The 24,867-nt window shown below is 58.4% G+C and carries 24 protein-coding genes and 1 riboswitch; of the genes, 8 read left to right on the top strand and 16 right to left on the bottom strand.

Annotated elements, in window-relative coordinates; translation table 11 throughout:
- The first annotated feature begins 65 nt into the window (after window positions 1-65).
- From ACOQH0_RS06985 to ACOQH0_RS06975, 3 genes are read left to right on the top strand one after another with little or no spacing between them, the layout of a single operon-like run.
- Window positions 66-827, top strand: a complete 762-nt coding sequence (locus ACOQH0_RS06985) for an endonuclease/exonuclease/phosphatase family protein (RefSeq protein WP_421511848.1) — start codon at window positions 66-68, stop codon at window positions 825-827.
- Window positions 824-2,062 (top strand): cardiolipin synthase ClsB, encoded by a 1,239-nt coding sequence (gene clsB, locus ACOQH0_RS06980; RefSeq protein WP_010428848.1) that lies wholly within the window; start codon window positions 824-826, stop codon window positions 2,060-2,062. The genes ACOQH0_RS06985 and clsB overlap by 4 nt, the downstream gene beginning before the upstream one ends.
- Window positions 2,062-3,024: a lysylphosphatidylglycerol synthase domain-containing protein gene (locus tag ACOQH0_RS06975; RefSeq protein WP_421511847.1), complete on the top strand. Its 963-nt coding sequence runs from the start codon at window positions 2,062-2,064 to the stop codon at window positions 3,022-3,024. Before clsB ends, ACOQH0_RS06975 begins: the two co-directional genes overlap by 1 nt.
- A gap of 126 nt (window positions 3,025-3,150) precedes the next feature.
- Here ACOQH0_RS06975 and ACOQH0_RS06970 read toward each other — a convergent pair whose 3' ends face one another.
- The 6 genes from ACOQH0_RS06970 to moaA all read right to left on the bottom strand — a co-directional run bounded on the left by ACOQH0_RS06970 (window position 3,151) and on the right by moaA (window position 6,630).
- Complete coding sequence (locus tag ACOQH0_RS06970) at window positions 3,151-3,858, bottom strand: Bax inhibitor-1/YccA family protein (protein WP_010428846.1); 708 nt, start codon at window positions 3,856-3,858, stop codon at window positions 3,151-3,153.
- A gap of 64 nt (window positions 3,859-3,922) precedes the next feature.
- The gene (moaE, locus tag ACOQH0_RS06965) at window positions 3,923-4,375 is read right to left on the bottom strand and encodes a molybdopterin synthase catalytic subunit MoaE (RefSeq protein ID WP_010428844.1); all 453 of its coding nucleotides are present in this window, start codon (window positions 4,373-4,375) and stop codon (window positions 3,923-3,925) included.
- A gap of 1 nt (window position 4,376) precedes the next feature.
- Entirely contained in the window at window positions 4,377-4,622 is a 246-nt protein-coding gene (gene moaD / locus ACOQH0_RS06960) for a molybdopterin synthase sulfur carrier subunit (RefSeq protein WP_042719364.1), read from the bottom strand.
- Window positions 4,615-5,100, bottom strand: coding sequence for a cyclic pyranopterin monophosphate synthase MoaC (gene moaC / locus ACOQH0_RS06955; protein ID WP_089598948.1), 486 nt, complete (start codon window positions 5,098-5,100; stop codon window positions 4,615-4,617). Before moaC ends, moaD begins: the two co-directional genes overlap by 8 nt.
- Window positions 5,101-5,103: 3 nt before the next feature.
- Window positions 5,104-5,616, bottom strand: a complete 513-nt coding sequence (moaB, locus tag ACOQH0_RS06950) for a molybdenum cofactor biosynthesis protein B (protein ID WP_010428839.1) — start codon at window positions 5,614-5,616, stop codon at window positions 5,104-5,106.
- Between the two features lie 24 nt (window positions 5,617-5,640).
- Window positions 5,641-6,630: a GTP 3',8-cyclase MoaA gene (gene moaA / locus ACOQH0_RS06945; protein WP_421511846.1), complete on the bottom strand. Its 990-nt coding sequence runs from the start codon at window positions 6,628-6,630 to the stop codon at window positions 5,641-5,643.
- A riboswitch (molybdenum cofactor riboswitch) is annotated at window positions 6,618-6,751 on the bottom strand. (Overlaps the previous gene by 13 nt.)
- A gap of 225 nt (window positions 6,752-6,976) precedes the next feature.
- Here moaA and yvcK point away from each other — a divergent pair.
- Window positions 6,977-7,885 (top strand): uridine diphosphate-N-acetylglucosamine-binding protein YvcK, encoded by a 909-nt coding sequence (gene yvcK / locus ACOQH0_RS06940; RefSeq protein ID WP_421511845.1) that lies wholly within the window; start codon window positions 6,977-6,979, stop codon window positions 7,883-7,885.
- Between the two features lie 72 nt (window positions 7,886-7,957).
- Here the strand turns inward: yvcK and uvrB are convergent, their stop codons facing one another.
- Complete coding sequence (gene uvrB / locus ACOQH0_RS06935; RefSeq protein WP_120158384.1) at window positions 7,958-9,973, bottom strand: excinuclease ABC subunit UvrB; 2,016 nt, start codon at window positions 9,971-9,973, stop codon at window positions 7,958-7,960.
- Window positions 9,974-10,725: 752 nt separating this feature from the next.
- Here uvrB and ACOQH0_RS06930 point away from each other — a divergent pair.
- Window positions 10,726-11,448: an ABC transporter ATP-binding protein gene (locus tag ACOQH0_RS06930; RefSeq protein ID WP_421511843.1), complete on the top strand. Its 723-nt coding sequence runs from the start codon at window positions 10,726-10,728 to the stop codon at window positions 11,446-11,448.
- On the opposite strand, the gene bioD is transcribed toward ACOQH0_RS06930, so the two are convergent.
- From bioD to bioB, 4 genes are read right to left on the bottom strand one after another with little or no spacing between them, the layout of a single operon-like run.
- Window positions 11,411-12,112, bottom strand: a complete 702-nt coding sequence (gene bioD / locus ACOQH0_RS06925) for a dethiobiotin synthase (protein ID WP_421511842.1) — start codon at window positions 12,110-12,112, stop codon at window positions 11,411-11,413. The two genes, ACOQH0_RS06930 and bioD, sit on opposite strands and share 38 nt — an antisense overlap.
- The gene (gene bioC / locus ACOQH0_RS06920; RefSeq protein ID WP_421511841.1) at window positions 12,105-12,860 is read right to left on the bottom strand and encodes a malonyl-ACP O-methyltransferase BioC; all 756 of its coding nucleotides are present in this window, start codon (window positions 12,858-12,860) and stop codon (window positions 12,105-12,107) included. The genes bioD and bioC overlap by 8 nt, the downstream gene beginning before the upstream one ends.
- Window positions 12,844-14,001, bottom strand: coding sequence for an 8-amino-7-oxononanoate synthase (bioF, locus tag ACOQH0_RS06915; protein ID WP_421511840.1), 1,158 nt, complete (start codon window positions 13,999-14,001; stop codon window positions 12,844-12,846). Before bioF ends, bioC begins: the two co-directional genes overlap by 17 nt.
- Complete coding sequence (gene bioB, locus ACOQH0_RS06910) at window positions 13,998-15,038, bottom strand: biotin synthase BioB (RefSeq protein ID WP_080327842.1); 1,041 nt, start codon at window positions 15,036-15,038, stop codon at window positions 13,998-14,000. The genes bioF and bioB overlap by 4 nt, the downstream gene beginning before the upstream one ends.
- 86 nt (window positions 15,039-15,124) lie before the next feature.
- On the opposite strand from bioB, the gene bioA reads away from it, so the two are divergent.
- Both bioA and ACOQH0_RS06900 read left to right on the top strand, forming a co-directional pair.
- Window positions 15,125-16,414: an adenosylmethionine--8-amino-7-oxononanoate transaminase gene (gene bioA, locus ACOQH0_RS06905; RefSeq protein ID WP_421511839.1), complete on the top strand. Its 1,290-nt coding sequence runs from the start codon at window positions 15,125-15,127 to the stop codon at window positions 16,412-16,414.
- A 48-nt stretch (window positions 16,415-16,462) separates the two neighbouring features.
- Window positions 16,463-16,939 carry a kinase inhibitor gene (locus ACOQH0_RS06900; protein WP_421511837.1) on the top strand — a complete coding sequence of 159 codons (477 nt, stop codon included), beginning with the start codon at window positions 16,463-16,465 and terminating at the stop codon, window positions 16,937-16,939.
- A gap of 102 nt (window positions 16,940-17,041) precedes the next feature.
- On the opposite strand, the gene hutH is transcribed toward ACOQH0_RS06900, so the two are convergent.
- The 5 genes from hutH to hutI all read right to left on the bottom strand — a co-directional run bounded on the left by hutH (window position 17,042) and on the right by hutI (window position 23,287).
- Window positions 17,042-18,562, bottom strand: coding sequence for a histidine ammonia-lyase (gene hutH, locus ACOQH0_RS06895; protein WP_010428807.1), 1,521 nt, complete (start codon window positions 18,560-18,562; stop codon window positions 17,042-17,044).
- Window positions 18,562-20,247, bottom strand: a complete 1,686-nt coding sequence (gene hutU / locus ACOQH0_RS06890; protein ID WP_421511835.1) for a urocanate hydratase — start codon at window positions 20,245-20,247, stop codon at window positions 18,562-18,564. The genes hutH and hutU overlap by 1 nt, the downstream gene beginning before the upstream one ends.
- Before the next feature lie 127 nt (window positions 20,248-20,374).
- Window positions 20,375-21,109 carry a histidine utilization repressor gene (locus ACOQH0_RS06885; RefSeq protein ID WP_029485009.1) on the bottom strand — a complete coding sequence of 245 codons (735 nt, stop codon included), beginning with the start codon at window positions 21,107-21,109 and terminating at the stop codon, window positions 20,375-20,377.
- Window positions 21,110-21,128: 19 nt separating this feature from the next.
- Window positions 21,129-22,067 carry a formimidoylglutamase gene (gene hutG, locus ACOQH0_RS06880; protein WP_421511834.1) on the bottom strand — a complete coding sequence of 313 codons (939 nt, stop codon included), beginning with the start codon at window positions 22,065-22,067 and terminating at the stop codon, window positions 21,129-21,131.
- Window positions 22,064-23,287, bottom strand: a complete 1,224-nt coding sequence (hutI, locus tag ACOQH0_RS06875) for an imidazolonepropionase (protein ID WP_421511833.1) — start codon at window positions 23,285-23,287, stop codon at window positions 22,064-22,066. Before hutI ends, hutG begins: the two co-directional genes overlap by 4 nt.
- A 223-nt stretch (window positions 23,288-23,510) precedes the next feature.
- Here hutI and ACOQH0_RS06870 point away from each other — a divergent pair, with 223 nt between their 5' ends.
- Entirely contained in the window at window positions 23,511-24,794 is a 1,284-nt protein-coding gene (locus ACOQH0_RS06870) for a putative acyl-CoA thioester hydrolase (protein WP_421511832.1), read from the top strand.
- Window positions 24,795-24,867: the final 73 nt, after the last annotated feature.

The following is a 24,867-nucleotide window of genomic DNA, read 5'->3' as shown; positions in this document are numbered from 1 at the left end:
CCGCATCTTTTTGTGACGCCGACTACACTTTATTTTCATCGGGATAGTCACCCAGGAAGGTGTTTATGACCATTAAAACGCAGCATTTCTCGCTTAAGGTGCTGACGATAAACATTCATAAGGGCTTCACAGCATTTAACCGCCGCTTCATTTTACCGGAGCTGCGCGACGCCGTTCGCACCGTCAGCGCGGACATTGTTTGCCTGCAGGAAGTGATGGGCGCGCACGAAGTGCATCCAATGCATGTCGAAAACTGGCCGGATACCCCCCACTACGAGTTTCTGGCCGATACCATGTGGAGCGACTACGCTTACGGGCGCAACGCGGTTTACCCCGAAGGGCACCACGGTAATGCGGTGCTGTCGCGTTTTCCGATTGAACACTATGAGAACCGCGACGTGTCGGTGGGCGAAAGTGAAAAACGCGGCCTGCTTTATTGTCGTATCGCGCCACCCGAGCTGGCATTTCCCGTTCACGTAGGCTGCGTGCATCTTGGCCTGCGTGAAGCCCACCGTCAGGCTCAGCTGCAGATGCTCGCCGAATGGAGTAATGCGCTGCCGGAAGGCGAGCCCGTGGTCATCGCCGGTGATTTCAACGACTGGCGGCAGCGCGCCAACCATCCGCTTAAGGTGAACGCCGGGCTGGAGGAAATTTTCACCCGCGCCAATGGACGCCCCGCACGCACGTTTCCGGTACGCTTTCCCCTGCTGCGCCTTGACCGCATCTACGTGAAGAACGCCCATGCCAGCAGCCCTACCGCGCTGGCGTTACTCAACTGGCGACATTTATCAGACCATGCCCCGCTCAGCGCGGAGATCCACTTATGAAATGTACATGGCAGGAAGGAAACCGCATTACGCTGCTGGAAAATGGCGATCAATATTATCCGGCCGTGTTTAAAGCGATTGATAACGCACAGCAGAAAGTGATCCTCGAAACCTTTATCTGGTTCGAAGATGAGGTTGGCAAGCAGCTGCACAGCGTGCTGCTGCGTGCTGCCCGGCGCGGGGTCAAAATTGAAGCGCTGCTCGACGGCTATGGCTCACCGGACCTGAGCGATGAGTTCGTCAACGAACTGACCGCCGCAGGCGTGGTCTTCCGCTACTACGATCCCGGTCCCCGCTTATTTGGCATGCGCACGAACCTTTTTCGTCGGATGCACCGTAAAATTGTGGTGGTGGATGAGACGGTGGCGTTCGTCGGCGGCATTAACTACTCCGCTGAACATATGTCCGACTATGGCCCGGAAGCCAAGCAGGACTACGCGATCCGCATTGAAGGCCCGGTGGTTCAGGATATTTTACTGTTTGAACTGGAGAACCTGCCGGGTAAAGAGGCCGTTCGCCACTGGTGGCGACGTCGCCATCGCCCGGAGGAGAACCGACAGCCTGGCGAAGCGCAGGCGCTTTTCGTCTGGCGCGACAACGGCGAGCACCGGGATGACATTGAACGTCATTACCTGAAGATGCTGGCAAACGCGAAGCGCGAGGTGATTATCGCCAACGCTTACTTTTTCCCCGGCTACCGTATTCTGCATGCCATGCGCAATGCGGCCCGACGCGGCGTGCGCGTGAAGCTGATTGTGCAGGGTGAGCCGGATATGCCGATTGTCAAAGTGGGCGCACGCTTGCTCTATAACTATCTGGTGAAAGGCGGCGTGCAGATCTACGAATATCGCCGCCGACCGCTGCACGGCAAAGTGGCGCTGATGGACGATCACTGGGCAACCGTCGGCTCCAGCAATCTCGATCCGCTGAGCCTGTCGCTGAATCTGGAAGCGAATCTGATCATTCACGATCGGCAGTTTAATCAAACCCTGCGGGATAACCTTCAGGGGCTGATCGTCAATGACTGCGTGCGCGTGGATGAGTCCATGGTGCCGAAACGCACCTGGTGGAACCTTGGCATTGGCGTGGTGGTGTTCCATTTCCTGCGTCATTTCCCGGCGATGGTCGGCTGGCTGCCCGCACATACGCCAAAGCTTGCTCAGGTGGACCCGCCGGTTCAACCCGAAATGGAAACTCAGGACCGCATTGAAGCGGAAGACGGAGGGAAAACCTGATGTCGAAATCGCATCCTCGCTGGAAGCTGGCAAAAAAAATCCTCACCTGGCTGTTCTTCATCGCCGTCGCGGTACTGCTGGTGGTGTACGCGCAAAAAGTCGACTGGGAAGAGGTGTGGAAGGTCATCCGCAACTATAACCGGATGGTGCTCCTGAGCGCCGTTGGGCTGGTCATCGTCAGCTACCTGATATACGGCTGCTACGACCTGCTGGGCCGCGCCTACTGCGGACACAAGCTGGCAAAGCGCCAGGTGATGCTGGTGTCGTTTATCTGCTACGCCTTTAACCTGACGCTGAGCACCTGGGTCGGCGGCATTGGCATGCGCTATCGCCTTTACTCGCGCCTTGGCCTGCCGGGCGGGACTATCACGCGCATTTTCTCGTTAAGCATCACCACGAACTGGCTGGGCTATATTCTGCTCGGCGGGGTGATCTTCACCCTCGGCGTGGTGCAGTTGCCCGCGCACTGGTATATCGACGAGGCCACGCTGCGCATTCTGGGCATCGTGCTGCTGCTGATCATCGCCGTGTATCTGTGGGCCTGCGCCTTTGCTAAACGCCGCCATATGACCATCAAGGGGCAAAAGCTGGTGTTGCCCTCATGGAAGTTCGCAGTGCTGCAAATGGTGGTCTCCAGTGCCAACTGGATGGCGATGGGGGCGATTATCTGGCTGTTGATTGGCGAGGACGTAAATTACTTCTTCGTGCTGGGCGTGCTGCTGGTGAGCAGTATTGCAGGCGTGATTGTGCATATCCCGGCGGGGATCGGCGTGCTGGAGGCGGTGTTTATCGCGTTGCTTGCGGGGGAGCATGTCTCTCAGGGAACGATTATCGCCGCCCTGCTGGCGTACCGCATGATCTATTACTTCCTGCCGCTGGCGCTGGCAACGGTCTGTTATCTGGTGCTGGAGAGTCGGGCGAAGAAGCTGCGGGCGAAGAATGAGAGGATGTTGGCGAAGTGAGTTGTGTCGGGTAGTGCTGCGGTCTGATGCCCTCACCCCGGCCCTCTCCCACTGGGAGAGGGAGAAAAGCCCGCACCGTGCAATCCCCTCTCCCTGAGGGAGAGGGTTAGGGTGAGGGGGAAATAACTAGCGACGGTTGCCGAAAATACGCAGCAGCATCAGGAACAGGTTGATGAAGTCCAGGTACAGCGTCAACGCCCCCAGAATCGAGTATTTGCGCAGGTTAGAACTGTCGCGCACGTCAATCTGCTCGCCGATGTTTTTCAGCTTCTGGGTGTCGTAGGCCGTCAAGCCAACGAAGACCACCACCCCGATGTAGGTCACCGCCCACATCAGCGCGTCACTCTTCAGCCACAGGTTCACCAGCGACGCCAGCACGATCCCAATCAGCCCCATAAACAGCATGTTGCCTAAGCCGCTCAGGTCACGTTTGGTGGTGTAGCCGTACAGGCTCATCACGCCGAACATCCCGCCGGTGACCACAAAGGTGCTGGCGATGGAGGAGTAGGTGTAAACGATGAAAATACTGGAAAGCGTCAGTCCGGTTAGCGCCGAATAGAGCATAAACAGCGTGGTCGCCATTCCGGCACTCAGCTTTTGCACCAGGCCAGAAAGCACAAACACTAGCGCCAGCTGCGCAATAATCAGCCCAAAGAAGGTGATTTTGCTGGAGAAGATAAACATCATCAGTTCAGGCGTATTCGCCGCATACCACGCGATAAACGCGGTAAGCAGCAGGCCGACCGTCATCCAGCCGTACACCTGAGCCATATACGTCTGCAGTCCGCTACGGGTCTGCTGTACTATTGAATCGGAACGCGGAAATCGGTCCATGATTCACTCCTGATTAAGATTAAGTAGACACACACGTTAAGATTAACACATCCACGTAAACCGACTACCAACGGCTGGCGGCTTGTTTATCGCTGTCGCGCGATTCCACCCAGCGGTCACCTTCCGGCGTGGCTTCACGCTTCCAGAACGGGGCCTTGGTTTTGAGATAGTCCATAATGAACTCCCCTGCCGCAAACGCACTGCCGCGGTGCGCGCTGGTCACCCCGACGAAGACAATCTCCTCGCCAGGCCACATCTCGCCGATGCGGTGAATCACCGTGATGCGGCCAAGCGGCCAGCGGCCCCTCGCCTCGTCGACAATCGCCGCCAGCGATTTCTCGGTCATCCCCGGATAGTGCTCCAGCGTCAACGCCTTCACGCTGTCGCCGAGGTTGTGGTTGCGCACTTTACCGGTAAAGGTGACGACCGCACCATCTTCATCGCGCTCGGCCAACCAGTCATATTCTGTACCAACATTAAAGCGCTCGTGACCGACCAGAATTCGGGTTTCAGCCATCTTAGCCCCCTGTCACCGGCGGGAAGAAGGCCACCTCATCCCCTGCGTTCAGCGGATGGGTGAATTCAACCAGCGTCTGATTCACGGCGGCCAGCAGCTTGCCTTCCTCGAGCGCCAGCGCCCAGCGGTCACTTTGTGCCGCCAGATGCGCGCGCAGGGCAGCGACGTTTTCGAAGGACGCATCCAGCGTCAGGCTGTCGGTATTGACCAGCTCGCGCACCTGGGCAAAAAAGAGCACCTTAATCATGGCTGTCCACCTTAAAATCACCGGATTTGCCGCCGCTTTTCGCCAGCAGGCGCACCGGGCCAATGACCATATCTTTCTGCACTGCTTTGCACATATCGTAGATGGTCAGCGCGGCGACGGAGGCCGCCGTCAGCGCTTCCATCTCAACGCCGGTCTTCCCGGTTAAGCGGCAGAGTGACTCAATGCGTACGCGGCTGTGCTCAGGCTGCGCCTGCAGGTTCACTTCCACCTTGCTCAGCATCAGCGGATGGCACAGCGGAATTAAGTCCCAGGTGCGTTTCGCGGCCTGAATACCAGCGATGCGCGCGGTCGCAAAGACATCACCTTTGTGGTGGCTGCCGTCGAGAATCATCGCCAGGGTTTCTGGCAGCATAGTGACGAACGCTTCCGCGCGCGCCTCGCGCACCGTTTCCGCTTTGGCGGAAACATCCACCATATGCGCTTCACCGGCGGCGTTAATGTGGGTCAGTTGTGACATAGCTTATTTCTTTAAATGGGGGTGGAAATTACACGGGCGGGTACGGGCATCCAGCTGCGGGGCGATGATGTTTTCCCACGCGGTACGGCAGGCTTTGGTCGAGCCCGGCATAGCGAAAATCAGCGTGTTGTTCGCCACGCCCGCCACGGCGCGTGACTGGAGCGTGGAGGTACCAATCTCTTCAAAGGAGAGCATGCGGAACACTTCGCCGAAGCCTTCCACTTCGCGGTCAAACAGCGGGATCAGCGCTTCGGGAGTCTGATCGCCTGCGGTAAAGCCGGTGCCGCCGGTAATCAACACCACCTGCACCTCATCGCTGGCTATCCACTGAGAGACCTGAGCGCGAATGGCGTAGCGGTTCTCTTTTACGATCGCTTTATCGACGATGTGATGCCCCGCGTCATGCGCCTCATCACGCAGCCAGTGACCGGAGGTATCATCCTCTTCGCCACGGCGGTCGGAAACGGTAAGGATAGCAATGCGTGTCGGGATAAATTCTGCGCTTACCTGACTCATCTTCTGATTCCTTCTTAAGACTGATTACCCGCCGATGTAAGACAGGTTCTGAGTAATGCCGGTGTTGCCCTGATGCAGGAAGTGGGTCTGTTTTTTATGCGTCAGCGCTTCAGAAATGCGTGCTTCAAGCGCGTCCTGCTGCGCATCGTCTTCCAGCAAATCGCGAAGATCTACGCCGCCGTCGCCGAACAGGCAGAGATGAAGCTTGCCAACGGAGGAGACGCGCAGGCGGTTGCAGCTGGCGCAGAAGTCTTTCTCATAGGGCATGATAAGGCCTATCTCACCTTCGTAATCCGGGTGACAGAAGACCTGCGCCGGGCCGTCGCTGCGCTGGCGGATCTGGTGGATCCAGCCGCGTCTCAGCAGCGCGTCGCGCAGCACCATGCCGGAGATGTGATGGCGACGGAACAGCTCGCTGCCCTCGCCGGTTTCCATCAGCTCAATAAAACGCAGTTGAATGCGGCGTGGTTTGATCCACGCCAGGAAGGTGTCCAGCTGATGATGGTTTACATCACGCATCAGCACGGTATTCACTTTGACTTTGTCGAACCCCGCAGTGAATGCGGCGTCGATGCCTTCCATCACCTGATGGAATTTGTTCTGTCCGGTAATGGCGTGGAACTGACGGGCATCGAGGCTATCTACGCTGACGTTGATCGCCGTCAGGCCCGCATCGCGCCAGTTCGCCACGTCGCGCGCCATGCGGTAACCGTTAGTGGTCACCGCAATCTGGCGGATACGTTCGTTTTCACGTACGGCGGCAATGATGTCGGGAAAATCACGACGTAAAGAGGGTTCGCCTCCGGTCAGACGCACCTTTTCCGTGCCGAGCTCAGAGAAGGCGCGCGTAACGCGGCGCACTTCATCCACGGAGAGAAAGCCGTTATTGGTGACCTTACCCGGCTTGTAGCCATCGGGCAGGCAGTAGGTGCAACGGAAGTTACACACATCGGTAATCGACAGACGTAAGTAATAAAACTTACGCGCGAAAGCATCAGTAAGTTGTGAAGCCATGTACACCTTTCCAGATCGGGAGGCACAGTCATTTCTTTCTGTACCCTGGTGGCTAATTCGCCACGGCCAGGGCGCCATATCGTTCGACACAGGCGCCAGGGCTAGAGTGTATGTTTTCAAAAATGAAAACGTGGTTATAGCGATAGTAACGCGGAAATCATCACTTCGCCATTCTCGCATTTCGCTATATAATTATATATATAGCGACTTAATCGTGCATTTTCGCTACAGGATACCCAAAAACCACACTTTCACATTGATATACGTCATTTTGCATCGGCTGAGGCATCGTCTTTTAGGGGTAGTTAGGTTACTGTTACGCGATCGTACGTGATAAGGAATACCTATGCGCAATCGCACTTTTGCGGATCTTGACCGAGTGGTCGCTCTTGGCGGAGGCCACGGTCTGGGCCGCGTCATGTCCTCATTGTCGTCACTCGGGTCAAGGCTGACAGGGATAGTGACCACCACCGATAACGGCGGCTCAACGGGGCGGATCCGACGTGCCGAAGGCGGGATTGCCTGGGGAGATATGCGCAACTGTCTGAACCAGTTAATTACCGAACCGAGCGTCGCATCGGCGATGTTTGAGTACCGTTTTGGCGGTAATGGCGAACTTTCCGGGCATAACCTCGGAAATCTGATGTTAAAGGCCTTAGATCACCTGAGTGTGCGGCCTCTCGAAGCCATCAACCTGATCCGTAATCTGCTTAAAGTGGATGCATTTCTGATCCCCATGTCGGAACAACCGGTCGATTTAATGGCTATCGACGCTGAAGGGCATGAAGTTTACGGTGAGGTGAATATTGATCAGCTGATCCTGCCGCCAACGGAGCTAATGACCTATCCAAGCGTCCCCGCCACGCGCGAAGCGGTAGAAGCCATCGGTGAAGCGGATCTGATCCTGATTGGCCCTGGTAGTTTTTACACCAGCCTGATGCCGATTCTGCTGGTGAAAGAGCTGGCGCAGGCGCTGCGCCGCACCCCCGCCCCGATGGTCTACATCGGTAACCTGGGACGTGAACTGAGCCCGGCGGCGGCGAGCCTGTCGCTGGCGGACAAGCTTGATTTAATGGAGCAGTACGTCGGTAAAAAAATTATCGACGGTGTCGTGGTGGGGCCGAAGGTGGACGTATCGGGTATTGGCAACCGCGTGGTGGTGCAGGAGCCGCTAGAGGCGAGTGATATTAAATATCGCCATGACCGTCACCTGCTGCGCGAGGCGCTGGAGAAGGCGATTCAGGCGCTGGGTTAGGTTCGTTTTGTCCGGCCTGATGCCCTCACCCCGGCCCTCTCCCATAGGGAGAGGGAGAAAACAACGCTTTACTCACGATGCCGCGATGAAAAGATCCCGCAGCTGATGAAGCTGGTCGCGGATCTGCGCCGCTTCTTCGAACTCCAGGTTCTGCGCGTGCTGCATCATCTGTCCTTCCAGCTCGTGGATTTTCTGCTGCAGCGCTTTCGGCGTCAGCACGACGGTATCTTCTTCCACCACTGAGCGCGCCTTGCCGCGACCTTTCGCTTTGGTTTTGGCAATGTTCTGGCCCAGCGCCAGGATATCCACCACCTTCTTGTTCAGACCCTGCGGCGTAATGCCGTGCTCTTCGTTGTAGCGCTGCTGTTTCTCGCGGCGGCGCTCCGTTTCACCAATCGCTTTCGCCATCGATGGGGTGATTTTGTCACCGTACAGAATCGCTTTACCGTTAACGTTACGCGCGGCGCGGCCAATGGTCTGGATCAGCGAACGCTCGGAACGCAGGAAACCCTCTTTATCCGCATCCAGAATCGCCACCAGCGATACTTCCGGCATATCCAGACCTTCTCGCAGCAGGTTGATCCCCACCAGCACGTCAAACTCGCCCAGACGCAGATCGCGAATAATTTCCATGCGCTCGACGGTGTCGATATCCGAGTGCAGATAACGCACCTTCTCGCCGTGCTCTTCCAGATACTCGGTCAGGTCTTCCGCCATGCGCTTGGTGAGCGTGGTCACCAGCACGCGCTCGTTGATGGCGGAACGAGCGCGAATTTCCGAGAGCAGATCGTCCACCTGAGTCGCCACCGGACGAACTTCAATAATCGGGTCGAGCAGACCCGTTGGACGCACAACCTGATCGACAACGTCTTCACCGGATTTCTCCAGCTCGTAGTTGCCCGGCGTGGCCGAGACGTAGATGGTTTGCGGCGCGAGCGCCTCAAACTCTTCAAACTTCATCGGACGGTTATCCAGCGCCGACGGCAGGCGGAAGCCGTATTCCACCAGCGTCTCTTTACGCGCGCGGTCACCGCGGTACATCCCGCCGATCTGCGGGATCGTAACGTGAGATTCGTCGATCACCAGCAAACCGTCTGCCGGAAGGTAGTCAAACAGCGTCGGCGGCGGCTCGCCCGGCCCGCGCCCGGAGAGGAAGCGCGAGTAGTTTTCAATACCGGAGCAGTAGCCCAGCTCGTTCATCATCTCAAGGTCAAACTGGGTACGCTGGCTCAGGCGCTGCTCTTCCAGCAGCTTGTTGTTGGCCAGCAGCACCTTACGGCGCTCGGCCAGCTCCACTTTGATCTCTTCCATCGCCTGCACAATACGCTCGCGCGGCGTCACGTAGTGCGTTTTCGGGTAGATGGTGAAGCGCTGGATCACCGATTCAATGTGTCCGGTCAGCGGATCGAAGAGCGACAGGCGTTCAACCTCTTCGTCAAACAGCTCGACGCGCAGCGCCATATCGTCCGATTCCGCCGGGAAGATGTCGATCACCTCACCGCGTACGCGGAACGTCCCGCGCTGAAAGGCCTGATCGTTACGGGCATACTGCAGCTCCGCCAGACGACGGACGATGGCACGCTGGTCGATGATCATCCCCTGCGTCAGGTGCAGCATCATCTTGAGATAGAGATCCGGATCGCCCAGGCCGTAGATCGCGGAAACCGATGCGACAACCACAACATCGCGACGCTCCAGAAGCGCCTTAGTGGCCGACAGACGCATCTGCTCAATGTGTTCGTTCACTGAGGCATCCTTCTCGATGAAGGTGTCAGAGCTCGGCACATAGGCTTCTGGCTGGTAGTAATCGTAGTAGGAGACGAAATACTCCACCGCGTTGTCCGGGAAGAACTCTTTCATCTCACCATAAAGCTGCGCCGCCAGAGTTTTATTGGGTGCCAGCACCATCGTTGGGCGCTGGAGATCCGCAATCACGTTGGCGACGGTGAAGGTTTTACCTGACCCCGTCACACCTAATAGCGTCTGATGCGCCAGCCCATCTTCCAGCCCCTCTTCCAGACGGCGGATGGCCTCGGGCTGATCCCCCGAAGGACGGAAAGCAGAATTCAATTTGAACGGTTTACTCATGGGCGACAACCTGATGACGTTATAAGCGGCAGGTGAGTAATTTTACTCGTTGTTGCCAGGAATGCCAGTAAAAAACACTGGATGAAAAACCAGTAGCGTGGCAGGATATTTAGAGTAGCGCCTGGGGAATGAGCGCGATCCCGGTTGAAATGTAGACTGTGACAAAATAAAACACCAGCCTGACTCGGTTATCCCCAGAACTTTTCCTTTTTTAACATTTGTCAAGCCAGGTAATGATAGTTTTGTGGCAACGGGTGACAGTTTCATGACGGCAATTGATTTTATCTAACCAGTTAATTACTAAGCGATATTTTCTAAAGCCGTGTTTCGCATCAATTCGGGCGTAACCCGCGTATTCTCTCGCTTATCGCGTGTTTTCTAACTCTAATGCACATGGTTATCCACAGGAATAGTGGATAACTGCTTCCAGCCCGTACAGACCGCCACTCGGCAAATTCCCGGTTTTTCCCACGAGGCGGCAACAAAAAATTTTTATAGCTATTTTTTGATGATAAACAGTTGAGTCATTCATAACCAACTCATGCGATCTTGCTCACAAATCCGCCATTTCACGCCCTGCACCATAATTCACCGCTTCCGGCACCGTTGATGTGCAATTCAAGGATCCGCACGACGATCCGCAGAGACTTATTCCTAAAAAAGCCCCTTTTTTAATCACTTTATGGTTTCTGGCAGGCGTTTTGCACAGTCGACTACAAGCGTCATCCATAAACATTTTTAAGGAGAGAAAGATGTTGAGTCTGCGTGCTGTGAATCAGTTTTACGGAAGCCAACATACGCTATGGAACCTGGATTTAGATTTTCCGCAAGGCATGTGTACAGGCGTCGTTGGCCTGCCGGGAATGGGCAAAACGACCCTGATGAACTGCATTACCGGAAAAGTGCCCGTCGAAAGCGGCACCATTATCTGGCATGAAGCCGGTGCGCCGCCGCGCGATTTGCTCAACCAGGCGTCAGAGCACCGTTCCATGCCGGGCATAGGCTATGTGCCGCAGGACAGACGGATCTTTTCCCAGCTGACCATCGATGAGAATTTGCATATTGCGATGCAGGCCGTGGGGAAACCCGATCCTGAGGCGAAAAGAGACGTTTACGACCTGTTTCCGGCACTCTATGCGCTGCGGCAGGCCCGTGCCAACACGCTCTCTCCGGATGACCAGTATCAGCTGGCGCTGGCCAACGCGCTGGTGAACCGCCCGCGCCTGCTGATCCTCGATGAACCCCTGCACGGCGCAGGACACAGCTTCGCCCAGAAGCTGGGGCAACTGCTGGTGCGCTTAAATCGGGAGCTGGGTATGACGGTGTTATTAGCGGAGCAACAGCTGTCGTTTATCCGCCGGGTTGCGGACCGTTTCTGCATGCTCTATCGCGGGCGTAACGTGGCGCAGGGCCACGTTAACGAACTGGATGACGAGCTTATCGCCCACTGGATGTCGCGGGAAGCAAGACGCTGAGGTCGAGATAACACCCGGTTTCGGCATTTTCCGCGCCGTCAGCAAGCCAGGGGATTTCCCCGAGGCACGGCGCGGGGAGCACGCGTTTGAGGGTCGCCAGATACTCCTGGTGTCGTTTCCCTGGCGCTACCACGTCGTTGGCTATCCAGCCCGCCAGACGCAGCCCGGCCTGCTGTACGGCCTGCGCCGTCAACATGGCGTGATTGATGCAGCCCAGCTTGACGCCGACGACCAGAATGACCGGAAGCTGCTCGGCCTGCACCCAGTCAGCAAAGGTGTTTTCTTCGGAAAGCGGCGTAAACCAGCCGCCAGCCCCCTCCACCAGCACCCAGTCGGCCTGGCTTTCCAGCGTCCGTAATCCGGCAGACAGCACGGCGAAATCAATCGGACGGCCTTCATCGGCGCTGATGATGTGCGGCGAGGTCGGCTCGGCAAAGGTGTACGGATTCACCGCTGAATAGGCAAGTTCAACCGTGCTATTGCGCTGGAGCGCCAGCGCGTCGGTGTTGCGTAACCCTTCCGCCGTCATCTCGCTGCCGGAAGCAACAGGCTTATAGCCGGCGGTGTTTTTCCCAAGCTTTTGCGCCGCCTGCAGCAGCGCCGAGCTGGCAACCGTTTTGCCCACTTCCGTGTCCGTGCCGGTAACAAAATAACGTTCAGTCACGTTCGATAACCCCATGAAAAAGTTGATAAGAGAGCGGGAAATGACCCCGCTGCTGCGGCCAGGCCAGCTCCAGACGCTGCAGCTGTCCCCGGGTGAGCAGTTTTCTCTCCCGCCCGGCATGCAGGTGCGTGGCCCCGATGCCCTTCAGCGAGCGCATGGCGCTGAACGCATCGCTAAAATTGAGGGTGATGGTCTGTACCGTGCTGCGATAGCGCCAGCCTGCCAGCGCCTGCGTCACCTGTTCATGCGATAAAAAGCGGTTAGCGTGCGGCTGCTCATCCACCGCTTTCCACGCCTGATTCAGCTCAGGTAGCGAACTTTCCAGCAAGGTGGTAAAGGCCACCTTCCCGCCCGGTCGCGCCATGCGATAAAGCTCGCGTAAGGCCTGTGGCAGGCTGCTGCACCACTGGACCGCCAGATGACTCCAGACCAGATCGAACTGCGCATCCGCCAGCGGGATAGCCTCGATATCGGCCAGCAGATAGCAATCCGCTGCCTGCCTCTGACGCGCCTCGTCGAGCATCTGGTCTGAGAGGTCGATAGCCGTGACCTGGCTTCCCGTCCCGCGCCAGTAGCGGCTGTTGCTGCCGGGACCACAGCCCGCGTCCAGCACCTTCGGAAAACGATTCTCGCCAAGCGCGGCCAGAAGCCCCTCCGCGCTCTGACGCTGCAGTTCATCGTGCTGCGAATAGCTCTGCGCGGCCCGACCAAATGCCGCCGCAACGGCCTGTTTATTCACCGGCATCATGGAGCGCCTCCAGCAGCGTCTGGATATCCCGTGCCTCATGTGCCGCCGTCAGGGTTAAGCGCAGCCGCGCGGTACCCGGCGGAACGGTTGGCGGGCGGATGGCGGTCACCCACATGCCGCGCTCGCGTAGCGCCTGTGCCAGCGCCAGCGCGCGGCCGTTTTCGCCGACAATCACCGGCTGGATAGCGCTCTGCGAATCGGGACTGTGGAAGGGCAGCGCCGCTAGCCCCTGGCGGAAGCGGGAGATATACTCTGCCAGCCGCTGGCGACGTTCATCCCCTTCTGCGCTGCGGATCACCGCCAGCGACGCAGACAGCGCCACGGCCTGCGCCGGAGGCATGCTGGTGCTGTAGATCAGGTGTCGGGCAAACTGCAGCAGATAGTCGGCGACCGAATCGCTGCACAGCACGGCGGCCCCGCTCACGCCGAAGCCTTTGCCGAAGGTGACAATCAGCAGTTCCGGCTTCACGTTTTGCTGATGCGCGCTGCCGCGCCCTTCGTTGCCCATCACGCCAATACCGTGGGCATCGTCCACCAGCAGCCAGGCGTTTTGCCGTTTAGCGGCCTCGTGCAGCGCGGCAAGCGGCGCGCTGTCGCCATCCATGCTGAACACCCCTTCCGTGACCGCCAGCTGCTGTCCGTCGCAGGGTTTATTCAGCAGCGCGGCGAGCTGCCCCGCATCGTTATGAGCAAAGCGGCGCAGCTGTGCCGGGCTTAAATTTGCCGCCTCCAGCAGCGAGGCGTGGCTCAGGCGGTCAGCGACAATGCGGTCCTCTTTTTCCATCAGCGCGGTAATAACCGCCTGATTCGCGGCAAAGCCGGAGATAAACAGCAGCGCGCGCGGATAGCCGAGCCAGTCGGCAAGCGCCTCTTCCAGCGCCTGATGCGCCGTGGTGTAGCCGCTGACGTGTCCCGAGCCGCCGCTGCCCACGCCAAACCGCTCCGCACCCTGCTGCCAGGCGCGGATGATGGCCGGATGCTGGCTCAGCCCGAGATAATCGTTGCTGGAGAAATTACAAAACTGCCGCCCCTCGCGGGTAAGAAAACGGCCCGCGCCGTTTTCCACCACCCTGCGAACGCGAAACGCCTCTGCCGCCCGGCGTTCGTCCAGCGCGGTATGTATTCGTGCCTGCCAGGTCATACGGCTGCCGCGTTGTAGAACTGGTCGGTGTCGGCGTTGAAAATCTGCTGCTCCAGCTGCTGCTGTTGCTCGTTATCGCCCGTCAGCACCTCGGTCTGGTGCGGGTTCAGCCCCAGCTTGCGGAACAGCTGAACGTCTTTGTCCTCTTCCGGGTTCGGCGTGGTCAGCAGCTTGCAGCCGTAGAAGATGGAGTTGGCCCCGGCCATAAAGCACATCGCCTGAGTTTGCTCGCTCATCTGTTCACGGCCCGCAGAGAGGCGCACGAAAGAGGTCGGCATCATGATGCGCGCCACCGCGATGGTGCGGATAAAATCAAACGCATCCACGTCGTCGTTGTCCGCCATCGGCGTGCCTTTAACCTTCACCAGCATGTTGATCGGCACGCTTTCCGGCGGCGTCGGCAGGTTCGCCAGCTGCAGCAGCAGGCCCGCGCGGTCTTTCACCGTTTCGCCTAAGCCCACGATACCGCCGGAGCAGACCTTGATCCCCGCGTCACGCACTTTATCCAGCGTATCCAGACGCTCCTGATAGGTACGGGTGGTGATGACGTTGCCGTAAAACTCCGGCGAGGTGTCGAGGTTGTGGTTGTAATAGTCCAGCCCCGCCGCGGAGAGGCGCTGCGCCTGCTCGTCGTTCAGCGTGCCGAGCGTCATACAGGCTTCGAGGCCCATCTCCTTCACGCCCTTTACCATCTGCTCCAGATAAGGCATGTCGCGATCGTGCGGATTCTTCCACGCCGCGCCCATGCAGAAGCGGGTTGAACCGGCGTTTTTCGCCTTGCGCGCCGAGTCGAGCACCTGCTCAACTTCCATCAGCCGTTCGGATTCCAGGCCAGTTTTGTAGCGCGCGCTCTGCGGGCAATATTTGCAGTCTTCAGGACAGGCACCGGTCTTGATCGATAGCAGCGTGCTGACCTGAACATGGCGTGGATCGAAGTGCTGACGATGCACCTGCTGCGCTTCGAACATCAGCTCAAGGAAAGGTTTGTTGAATAATTCAGTAACTTGCGACATCGTCCAGCGTGCGTGGTGAGCCATTGGGCTTCTCCAAAGGGTTTTGTTAATTTTCGGTTCGGTTTATACTCGTAAACCTAAAACTTTTCAAAATGGTTTACAAGTCGATTATGACCCAGGACGATCTCGCCTTCGACAAGCAGCATATCTGGCACCCTTACACCTCCACCACCCGCCCCCTTCCCGTCTATCCGGTGGCCTCGGCCCACGGCTGCGAGCTGCATCTCGCCAGCGGCGAGCGGCTCGTTGACGGCATGTCTTCCTGGTGGGCGGCCATTCACGGGTACAATCACCCGCGCCTGAATGCAGCGATGAAGGCGCAGATTGACCAGATGTCGCACGTGATGTTTGGCGGGATCACCCATCAGCCCGCGGTGGATTTATGCCGTCGCCTGGTGGCGATGACGCCTGAATCGCTGGAGTGCGTGTTCCTGGCCGATTCCGGCTCCGTGGCGGTTGAAGTGGCGATGAAAATGGCGCTGCAGTACTGGCATGCGTTGGGCGAAACGCGCCAGCGGTTCCTCACCTTCCGCAACGGCTATCACGGGGATACCTTCGGGGCGATGTCGGTGTGCGATCCGGACAACTCCATGCACAGCCTGTGGAAAGGCTATCTGCCGGAAAACCTGTTTGCCCCGGCCCCGCAGAGCCGCTTCGACGGCGAGTGGAACGAGATGGACATGGTCGGCTTCGCGCGGCTGATGGCGGCGCATCGTCATGACATCGCCGCCGTGATCCTGGAGCCGATTGTGCAGGGCGCAGGCGGAATGCGGATGTACCATCCGGAGTGGCTGAAGCGTATTCGCAAGATGTGCGACCGCGAGGGCATTCTGCTGATTGCCGATGAGATCGCCACCGGCTTTGGCCGCACCGGCAAGCTGTTTGCCTGCGAGCATGCGGGTATCGCCCCGGATATTCTGTGCCTGGGTAAAGCGCTGACCGGCGGCACCATGACGCTCTCCGCCACGCTAACCACCCGTCACGTTGCCGACACCATCAGCGACGGCGAGGCGGGCTGCTTTATGCACGGCCCGACGTTTATGGGTAATCCTCTCGCCTGCGCCGTCGCTAGCGAAAGCCTGGCCATTCTGGAAAGCGGTGAATGGCAGACGCAGGTGGCGGCGATTGAAGCGCAGCTGAAAGAGGAGCTGAGCGCCGTCTCGGGTGCGAATTTTGTGGCGGACGTTCGCGTACTGGGTGCCATCGGGGTGATTGAAACCACCCATCCGGTAAATATGGCGGCGCTGCAGCGCTTCTTCGTTGAGCAGGGCGTCTGGGTGCGTCCGTTCGGCAAGCTTATCTATCTGATGCCGCCATACAGCATCACGCCAGAGCAGCTGCGTAAATTAACCGACGCGGTCGTTACAGCCGTTAACATTCCCGCGCATTTCAAGATTTGACCCCATGCGTTACACTTCCTGAACGAGCGATCAACGAGGGTAAACCGTATGAAAATCATCAGTAAAGATCTGCGCGACGGCGAAAAGCTCCCGGAACGCCACGTATTCAACGGCATGGGGTATCAGGGAGACAATATCTCCCCGCACCTGGCGTGGGACGAGGTTCCGGCCGGAATCAAAAGCTTTGTCGTGACCTGCTACGACCCGGACGCGCCAACCGGCTCCGGCTGGTGGCACTGGATCGTGGCGAACCTGCCTGCCGACACGCGCGTGCTGCCGCAGGGTTCCGGCTCTGACCTGGTTGCCCTGCCTGAAGGTGCCATTCAGACGCGCACCGATTTTGGTAAAGCGGGCTACGGCGGTGCGGCGCCGCCAAAAGGAGAAACTCACCGCTATATCTTCACGGTACACGCGCTGGATGTGGAGAAGATTGAGGTCGATGAAGGCGCGAGCGGCGCGATGGTAGGGTTTAACGTGCATTTCCATTCGCTTGGGAGCGCGTCGATTACGGCGATGTATTCATAATCGTGCGAGCTGATGCCCTCACCCCGGCCCTCTCCCACAGGGAGAGGGAGAAAACCTGACTATTCCCTCTCCCTGTGGGAGAGGGTTAGGGTGAGGGGAAAATCACAGCACCGAAGGTAGCAGACCTACAAGCCTTCCCTCTTCCAGAAGCTGCATCGCCTTATCAATATCCGGCGCAAAGAAGCGGTCGTCATCGTAATGCGTAACGTGCTCGCGCAGCGCATGACGCGCCTGCTCCAGCAGCGGGCTGGATTTTAGACCTTCTCGCAGATCGATACCCTGACTTGCTGCCAGCCATTCTACCGCCAGCACGCCGCGGGTGTTGGAGGCCATTTCCCAGAGACGACGCCCGGCAGCCGGTGCCATCGAGACATGATCTTCCTGGTTCGCTGACGTTGGCAGGCTGTCCACGCTGTGCGGGTGCGACAGCGCTTTGTTCTCGCTTGCCAGCGCTGCGGCCGTCACCTGGGCAATCATAAAGCCCGAGTTGACCCCGCCGTTACGCACCAGGAACGGTGGCAGCTGGGACATATGTTTATCCATCATCAGCGCAATGCGGCGCTCTGACAACGCGCCGACTTCGGCAATCGCAAGGGCGATATTATCCGCCGCCATCGCCACCGGCTCGGCGTGGAAGTTGCCTCCGGAAATAACCTCGTTTTCCCCGGCGAACACCAGCGGGTTATCGGACACCGCGTTGGCTTCGACCAGCAGCACCTCTGCCGCCTGGCGCAGCTGCGTCAGGCACGCGCCCATCACCTGCGGCTGGCAGCGCAGGGAATACGGATCCTGCACCTTTTCGCAGTTATGGTGTGAATCCGCGATCTCACTGGTATCTGTAAGCACGTGACGGTACATCGCGGCGGCATCAATCTGCCCGCGCTGACCGCGCACCTCGTGGATGCGGGCATCGAACGGACGACGCGAGCCCAGCACGGCTTCGGTGGTCAGCGCACCGCACACCACCGCCGAGGCAAACAGATCTTCCGCTTCAAACAGGCCGCGCAGCGCGAAAGCGGTCGATGCCTGGGTGCCGTTCAGCAGCGCCAGCCCCTCTTTCGCCGCCAGCGTAATGGGCGTTAATCCGGCTTTTTTCAGCGCCTCTTTCGCAGGAAGCCACTCGCCCTGCCAGCGCGCTTTGCCTTCACCCAGCAGCAGCAGCGACATGTGCGCCAGCGGCGCGAGATCGCCAGATGCCCCAACTGAGCCTTTCGCCGGGATCCACGGATAGACTTCCGCATTGACCAGCGCCATCAGCGCCTGAATGACGCTCAGGCGAATGCCGGAGAAACCGCGCGCCAGGCTGTTGATTTTGAGCACCATCATCAGACGCACAATCTCATCATCCAGCGGCTGGCCGACGCCCGCCGCGTGTGACAGCACCAGCGAACGCTGTAAGTTTTCCAGATCGTGTGTCGCGATGCGGGTCTGCGCCAGCAGCCCAAAGCCGGTGTTAATCCCGTAGGCGGTGCGCCCTTCGGCAACAATCGCCTCCACGCAGGCCACGCTGTCGTTAATGGCGGCGTGCGCGCTGTCATCCAGCGAGAGCGTAACCGGCTGGCGCCAGACGCTACGCAGCTGTTTGAGCGTCAGCGAGCCGGGAGTGAGTGTTAATGCATTCATTATTGCTTTCCTTGTGTGGCAGGGATCATCGGCAGGTTCAGCCCCTGCTCTTTGGCACAGTCAATGGCAATCTCATAACCCGCATCCGCGTGACGCATCACGCCGGTGGCCGGGTCGTTGTGCAGCACGCGAGCGATACGCGCGGCGGCTTCGTCGGTTCCGTCACAGACGATGACCATCCCGGAATGCTGGGAGAAGCCCATCCCTACGCCGCCGCCGTGGTGCAGCGATACCCAGGTCGCGCCGCTGGCGGTATTCAGCAGGGCGTTCAGCAATGGCCAGTCGGAGACCGCATCCGAACCGTCGCGCATGGCTTCGGTTTCGCGGTTCGGGCTGGCGACGGAGCCGGAGTCCAGATGGTCGCGGCCAATGACAATCGGCGCGGAGACTTCACCGCTGCGCACCATTTCGTTAAAGGCGAGGCCGAGTTTTTGCCGCCACTCCAGCCCTACCCAGCAGATACGCGCCGGCAGGCCCTGGAAGTTAATGCGCTCGCGAGCCATGTCCAGCCAGCGATGCAGGTGTTCGTCGTCGGCGACGATCTCCTTCACTTTGGCGTCAGTTTTGTAGATGTCCTCCGGGTCGCCGGACAGGGCAACCCAGCGGAACGGACCGATGCCGCGGCAAAACAGCGGGCGGATATAGGCCGGAACGAATCCCGGGAAGTCGAAGGCGTTGCTTACGCCCATCTCTTTCGCCATCTGGCGGATGTTGTTGCCGTAATCAAAGGTCGGAATGCCCATCTGGCTAAAGGCCAGCATCGCGGAAACGTGTTCCGCCATGGCGCGTTTTGCGGCAAGCACGGTGCCTTCCGGGTCGGTTTCCGCTTTTTGCTGATATTCTTCCCACGTCCAGCCTTTTGGCAGGTAACCGTGCAGCGGGTCATGGGCGCTGGTCTGGTCGGTGACCAGATCCGGGCGCACGCCGCGGGCGACGAGCTGCGGGAGAATATCCGCCGCGTTGCCGCACAGGGCAATCGACACCGCTTTGCCTTCGGAAGTGTATTTTTTGATGCGTGCCAGCGCGTCGTCCAGATCGGTTGCCTGTTCATCGACGTAACGGGTACGCAGACGGAAATCAATGCGGCTCTGCTGGCACTCAATGTTCAGCGAGCACGCACCGGCAAGCGTGGCAGCCAGCGGCTGCGCGCCGCCCATGCCGCCGAGACCGGCGGTCAATACCCAGCGGCCTTTCAGCGAGCCGTTATAGTGCTGGCGACCGGATTCCACGAAGGTTTCGTATGTGCCCTGCACAATCCCCTGGCTGCCGATGTAGATCCAGCTCCCGGCGGTCATCTGGCCATACATCGCCAGCCCTTTCGCATCAAGCTCGTTGAAGTGTTCCCAGGTGGCCCAGTGCGGCACCAGGTTAGAGTTGGCAATCAGCACGCGCGGCGCGTTTTTGTGGGTTTTAAATACGCCAACCGGCTTGCCGGACTGCACCAGCAGAGTTTCGTCAGTTTCAAGGTTGGTGAGGGACTCGACAATGGCGTCATAGCACTCCCAGTTGCGCGCGGCGCGGCCAATGCCGCCGTAGACCACCAGCTCGTGGGGATTTTCCGCTACCTCAGGATCAAGGTTGTTCATTAACATGCGCAGCGGTGCTTCGGTGAGCCAGCTTTTGGCGGTAAGCGTGGTGCCGCGCGGCGCGCGAACGTCCTGCTGGCGGTATTTACCTGACGACATTGTGTGCTCCTCATACGGGACAGATGATGCATTAAGATATACTTGTATAGACAAGCACACACAAGGTCGAATTTAACAAAAAAGATACAATTTTGTTATATTGCGTTAGCGATCACGCTTATAAAACTTATGACATAAAGTGGCCCTGCAGCCGGTAACGGTTACCGGGAAACAGCAGTCTGGCATGCGACACAATCTGCGAGGATGACCAGGTGCGGCGGCGAATAAGCAGGCAAGGATCGTGCTCTTTGATGCGCAACAACTCACACTCCTGCGGCGTGGCGCGAACCGCCTCCACAATGTGCTCCCCTTCCGTCAGCGGGGCGACGAGCGAGAGATACGCATGCGGCGTGGTGTGGGTGTAATCCTGGTTCAGATAGTCCGGGATCCGTTCAGCGTTCACGCAGCGATCTTCAATCTGCACCGGAATGTCGTTCTCAAAATGCACCATCACCGAATGGAAAATGCGGCTTCCCTCTTTCACATTCAGCTCTACGGCCTGCTCGGCGCTGGCCTGGGTCTCTTCGAGCACCAGCACCTCACAGCGGTGCTGGTGATTTCGCGAGGTTATCTCATCGGCAATACTGCGGATCTCAAACAGGGCTGACTGCCCTTTTGGTTCCGCCACAAACGTCCCCACGCCCTGAAGGCGTACCAGAAGCCCTTCGTCGGTCAGTTCACGCAGCGCCCGGTTGACGGTCATGCGGCTAAAACCAAACTGCGCCACCAGATCGGCCTCCGAGGGAATGCGGTCATGCGGCCGCCAGACGCCGGTGGCAATTTTTTCGCTAATGGCCTGCTTCACCTTTTCGTAGAAAGGCGCGGGAGGGCTCGAGGGCGGCAGAGGTGAGCGTGAAAACATCGTGACTCCTTGAATAGTGTTATGCCCACCAGTGAGCAATTTGCCAGGCCAGACGGGCGGCAAGCTTTGCGCCCTGCCCATCGCGGTCGTACTGCGGGTTAAATTCTACCAGATCGGCGGCCTGCAGTTTTCCACTGCGGCAGATGCGTTCGATGACCGGCATAAGATCCAGCGCCGGTATGCCCAGTGCAGCAGGGGCCGAGACGGCGGGCATTTCTCCAGCAGGGAGAACGTCCAGGTCAATCGTGAGATAAACGCGATCGGCCTGCGCCAGCACCTTTTCCAGTATGGAGAGCGCATCACGCCTGAAATGCAGATCCTCCACCAGCGTGACGTTAAGACGTTCCGCCTCATCCCACAGCGCCAGCGTGTTCGCCGCCCGGCTCACGCCAAAGCAGGCGTACTGAAATTCCCGCCCGCGCTCATCGCAGTAATTCGCCAGCTGGCGAAACGGCGTGCCTGACGTGGCCTGATCGGCTTTGCGCAGATCGAGATGGGCATCAAGGTTGATAATGGCAACCCGCGCGTTCGGGAAAGCGTCCAGCACGCCGCGGCCGTGCGCCCACGCGGTTTCATGCCCGCCACCGAACACCAGCGTGCGCATCCCGGACTGCTGGCATTGCACCACCGCATCGCTTAATGCCCGCTGCGCGGCTTCAAGATCTGTGCCCTCGAGATAAATTGAGCCCATATCCACAAGCCGCTCATGTCCCTGATGGCTTGCCATGTTCGCGAGCGCCCGGCGAAGTGTATCGGGTGCCTGCACCGCGCCGGGTCTGCCGTGATTGCGCTTCACCCCTTCATCACATTCAAAACCTATAAGGCCAATGCCTGAAGGTGCAGGTGAAAACGCTTCACGTTGCTGAATAGTCTGGAAAATGCGTTTTGCATGAGTGGCTTCAGCGCTGTCATCGCGCCCCTGCCAGATCTGCGGTGATGTGAACCGCCACAGTGTCATCGTGTTTTCCCCCGGAAGATGCGTTGATACAAAGGATTACGTCCCGGTTCATAAACCATTTCTACCGGATTTTTTGCATCCCAGACGATAAAATCCGCCACGTATCCGGCCTTTAATTGCCCGTGCGTGGCGCCGCGCCCCAGCGCCTGCGCCGCGTGTCGCGTTACGCCAACCCAGGCCTCTTCCGGCGTGAGGCCGAACTGGACGCAGGCCATGTTCATCGCCAGGTGCAGGCTGGCAAACGGGCTGGTGCCGGGGTTGTAGTCGGTGGCGACGGCCATCGGGACTCCCTGTTTTCTGAGCTGTTCAACCGGCGGACGCTGACGCTCCTGAAGGAAATAGAACGCCCCCGGCAACAGGACGGCAACCGTGCCGCTTTCCGCCATCGCCTGTACACCTGCGTCATCGAGATACTCAATGTGATCGGCAGAAAGTCCCTTGTATCGGCTGACCAGCGCCGCGCCGCCCTGATTCGACAGCTGCTCGACGTGCCCTTTCACCGGGATACCGAGCGCGGTAGCAGCCTGGAAGAGGCGCTCGGTTTGCGACGGGGTAAAGCCGACGTTTTCACAAAACACATCGACTGCTTCATATAACTCTTTTTGCCACAGCGTGGGCAGGATCTGCTCGCAGACCAGCGTGAGATACGCATCCGGATCCTGCCGGTATTCCGCCGGAACCGCATGGGCCGCCAGCAGCGTTGGGCTGATATCAATAGGATTATTGAGGCTCAGCTGGCGAGCGACCTGCAGCATCTTCTCTTCGGCTTCGGCGTTTAGCCCGTATCCCGATTTGATTTCAACCGTCGTCACACCTTCATTCATCAGACGCTGGAGCCGTTGTTGCGCCAGTTCTAGCAGGGTTTCCGGCGAGCTGCTGCGCGTCGCCGTCACGGTGGCGTTAATCCCGCCCCCCTGCGCGCTGATGGCCTGGTAAGACACACCGTTCAGACGCTGCTCCCACTCCGCCGCGCGGTCGCCGCCAAACACCAGATGGGTATGGCAGTCAATCAGGCCTGGCGTGACCAGACGTCCCTGAAGATCGACGCTGTGAGGGTGTCCGGAAGGCAGTTCAGACTCGGGAACAACGGCCAGAAGGGTTTGGCCCCTGACCACCAGAGCGTGTTGTTCTTTCAGGCCATAAGGTTCCGGCTCGCCAGCAACCATTGTTGCCAGCCGCGCATTTCGCCATATCACATCGTCGGGATGAAGCTGCTGCATGGGGATTCCACTTGTCATGGGTTGTATAGACATTTATTTTCATCTGCTGTCTGGTGTCAACCGCATTCATGGAAAATGTTATTTATTTGTGATGACTTCCCCGCCCCCTGAGGGCAAAAACGCAACTTTTACCCTTTTTATCTTCCCGTTTCGCTCAACTTAGTATAAAAAAGCAGGCTATTTCGTCTATCCCGTTAAGACTTGCATACCCAGGAGCTTCACCTTGAACATTTCCAGGATTTCCCGTCTGGCGTTAGCACTTGCCTTTGGCGTGACTTTATCCGCTTGCAGCTCAACCCCGCCGGATCAGCGACCTTCTGAGCAGGTTGCGCCGGGGACCTCATCTCGCCCGATCCTGTCCGCCGATGAAGCGAAAAACTTCACCCAGGCGCGTTACTTCACGGCGATGGATCCCAATGCTGCACCGTGGACGCCGTCTTCTATTACCCTGCCAAAACAGCCAAACTTCGTTGTGGGTCCGGCTGGGGCGCAGGGCGTAACCCATACCTCTATCCAGGCGGCAGTTGACGCGGCTATCACTAAACACAGCGCATCGCGTCAGTACATCGCGATCCTGCCAGGTGAATATGAAGGTACCGTTTACGTACCAGCGGCGCCGGGCAGCATTACGATTTATGGTCTGGGCGAAAAAGCGCTCGACGTGAAAATTGGCCTGGCGATTGATTCCGAAATCGACACCACCACCTGGCGTCACCTTGTGAACCCGGCCGGTAAATACATGCCGGGTAAACCTGCGTGGTATATGTTTGATAACTGCCAGAGCAAGCGCGCCGCCACCATTGGCGTGATGTGCTCAGCGGTAGTCTGGTCGCAGAATAACGGTCTGCAATTGCAGAACCTGACCATTCAAAATACCCTGGGTGACAGCGTGGACGCGGGTAATCATCAGGCCGTGGCGCTGCGCAGCGATGGCGACAAGGTACAGATTAACAACGTGAATATTCTGGGTCGCCAGAACACCTTCTTCGTGACCAATAGCGGTGTGCAGAACACCCTGCAAAATAACCGCCTGACCCGTACCCTGGTGACCAACAGCTACGTTGAAGGCGACGTGGATCTGGTCTCTGGTCGTGGCGCAGTGGTGTTTGATAACACCGACTTCCGCGTGGTGAACTCGCGTACGCAGCAGGAAGGTTATGTGTTTGCGCCAGCGACACAGTCAAACCTCTTCTACGGCTTCCTGGCGGTGAACAGCCGTTTCACTGCTGCAGGTGACAACGTTGCACAGTTGGGTCGCTCTCTGGATGTGGACTCTGCCACTAACGGCCAGGTTGTTATCCGTGACAGCGTGATCAACGAAGGCTTCAATATCGCCAAACCGTGGGCGGACGCGGCCATCTCCAAACGTCCGTTCTCCGGCACCACCGGGACGGTGGACGATAAAGGCATCGTGCAGCGCAATCTGAACGACGCTAGCTTCAACCGCATGTGGGAATACAACAACCGCGGTGTGGGTAGCAAAGTGGTTGCTGAGCCGAAGCAGTAAGATGTTTTGCCGGGTGGCGGCTTCGCCTTACCCGGCCTACAGAGATAAAAAACCTCGCATTCGCGAGGTTTTT

The organism is Enterobacter sp. JS8-1 (assembly GCF_049187015.1).
Taxonomy (GTDB): domain Bacteria; phylum Pseudomonadota; class Gammaproteobacteria; order Enterobacterales; family Enterobacteriaceae; genus Enterobacter; species Enterobacter mori.
This window is presented reverse-complemented; position numbering and strand designations above follow the sequence as displayed.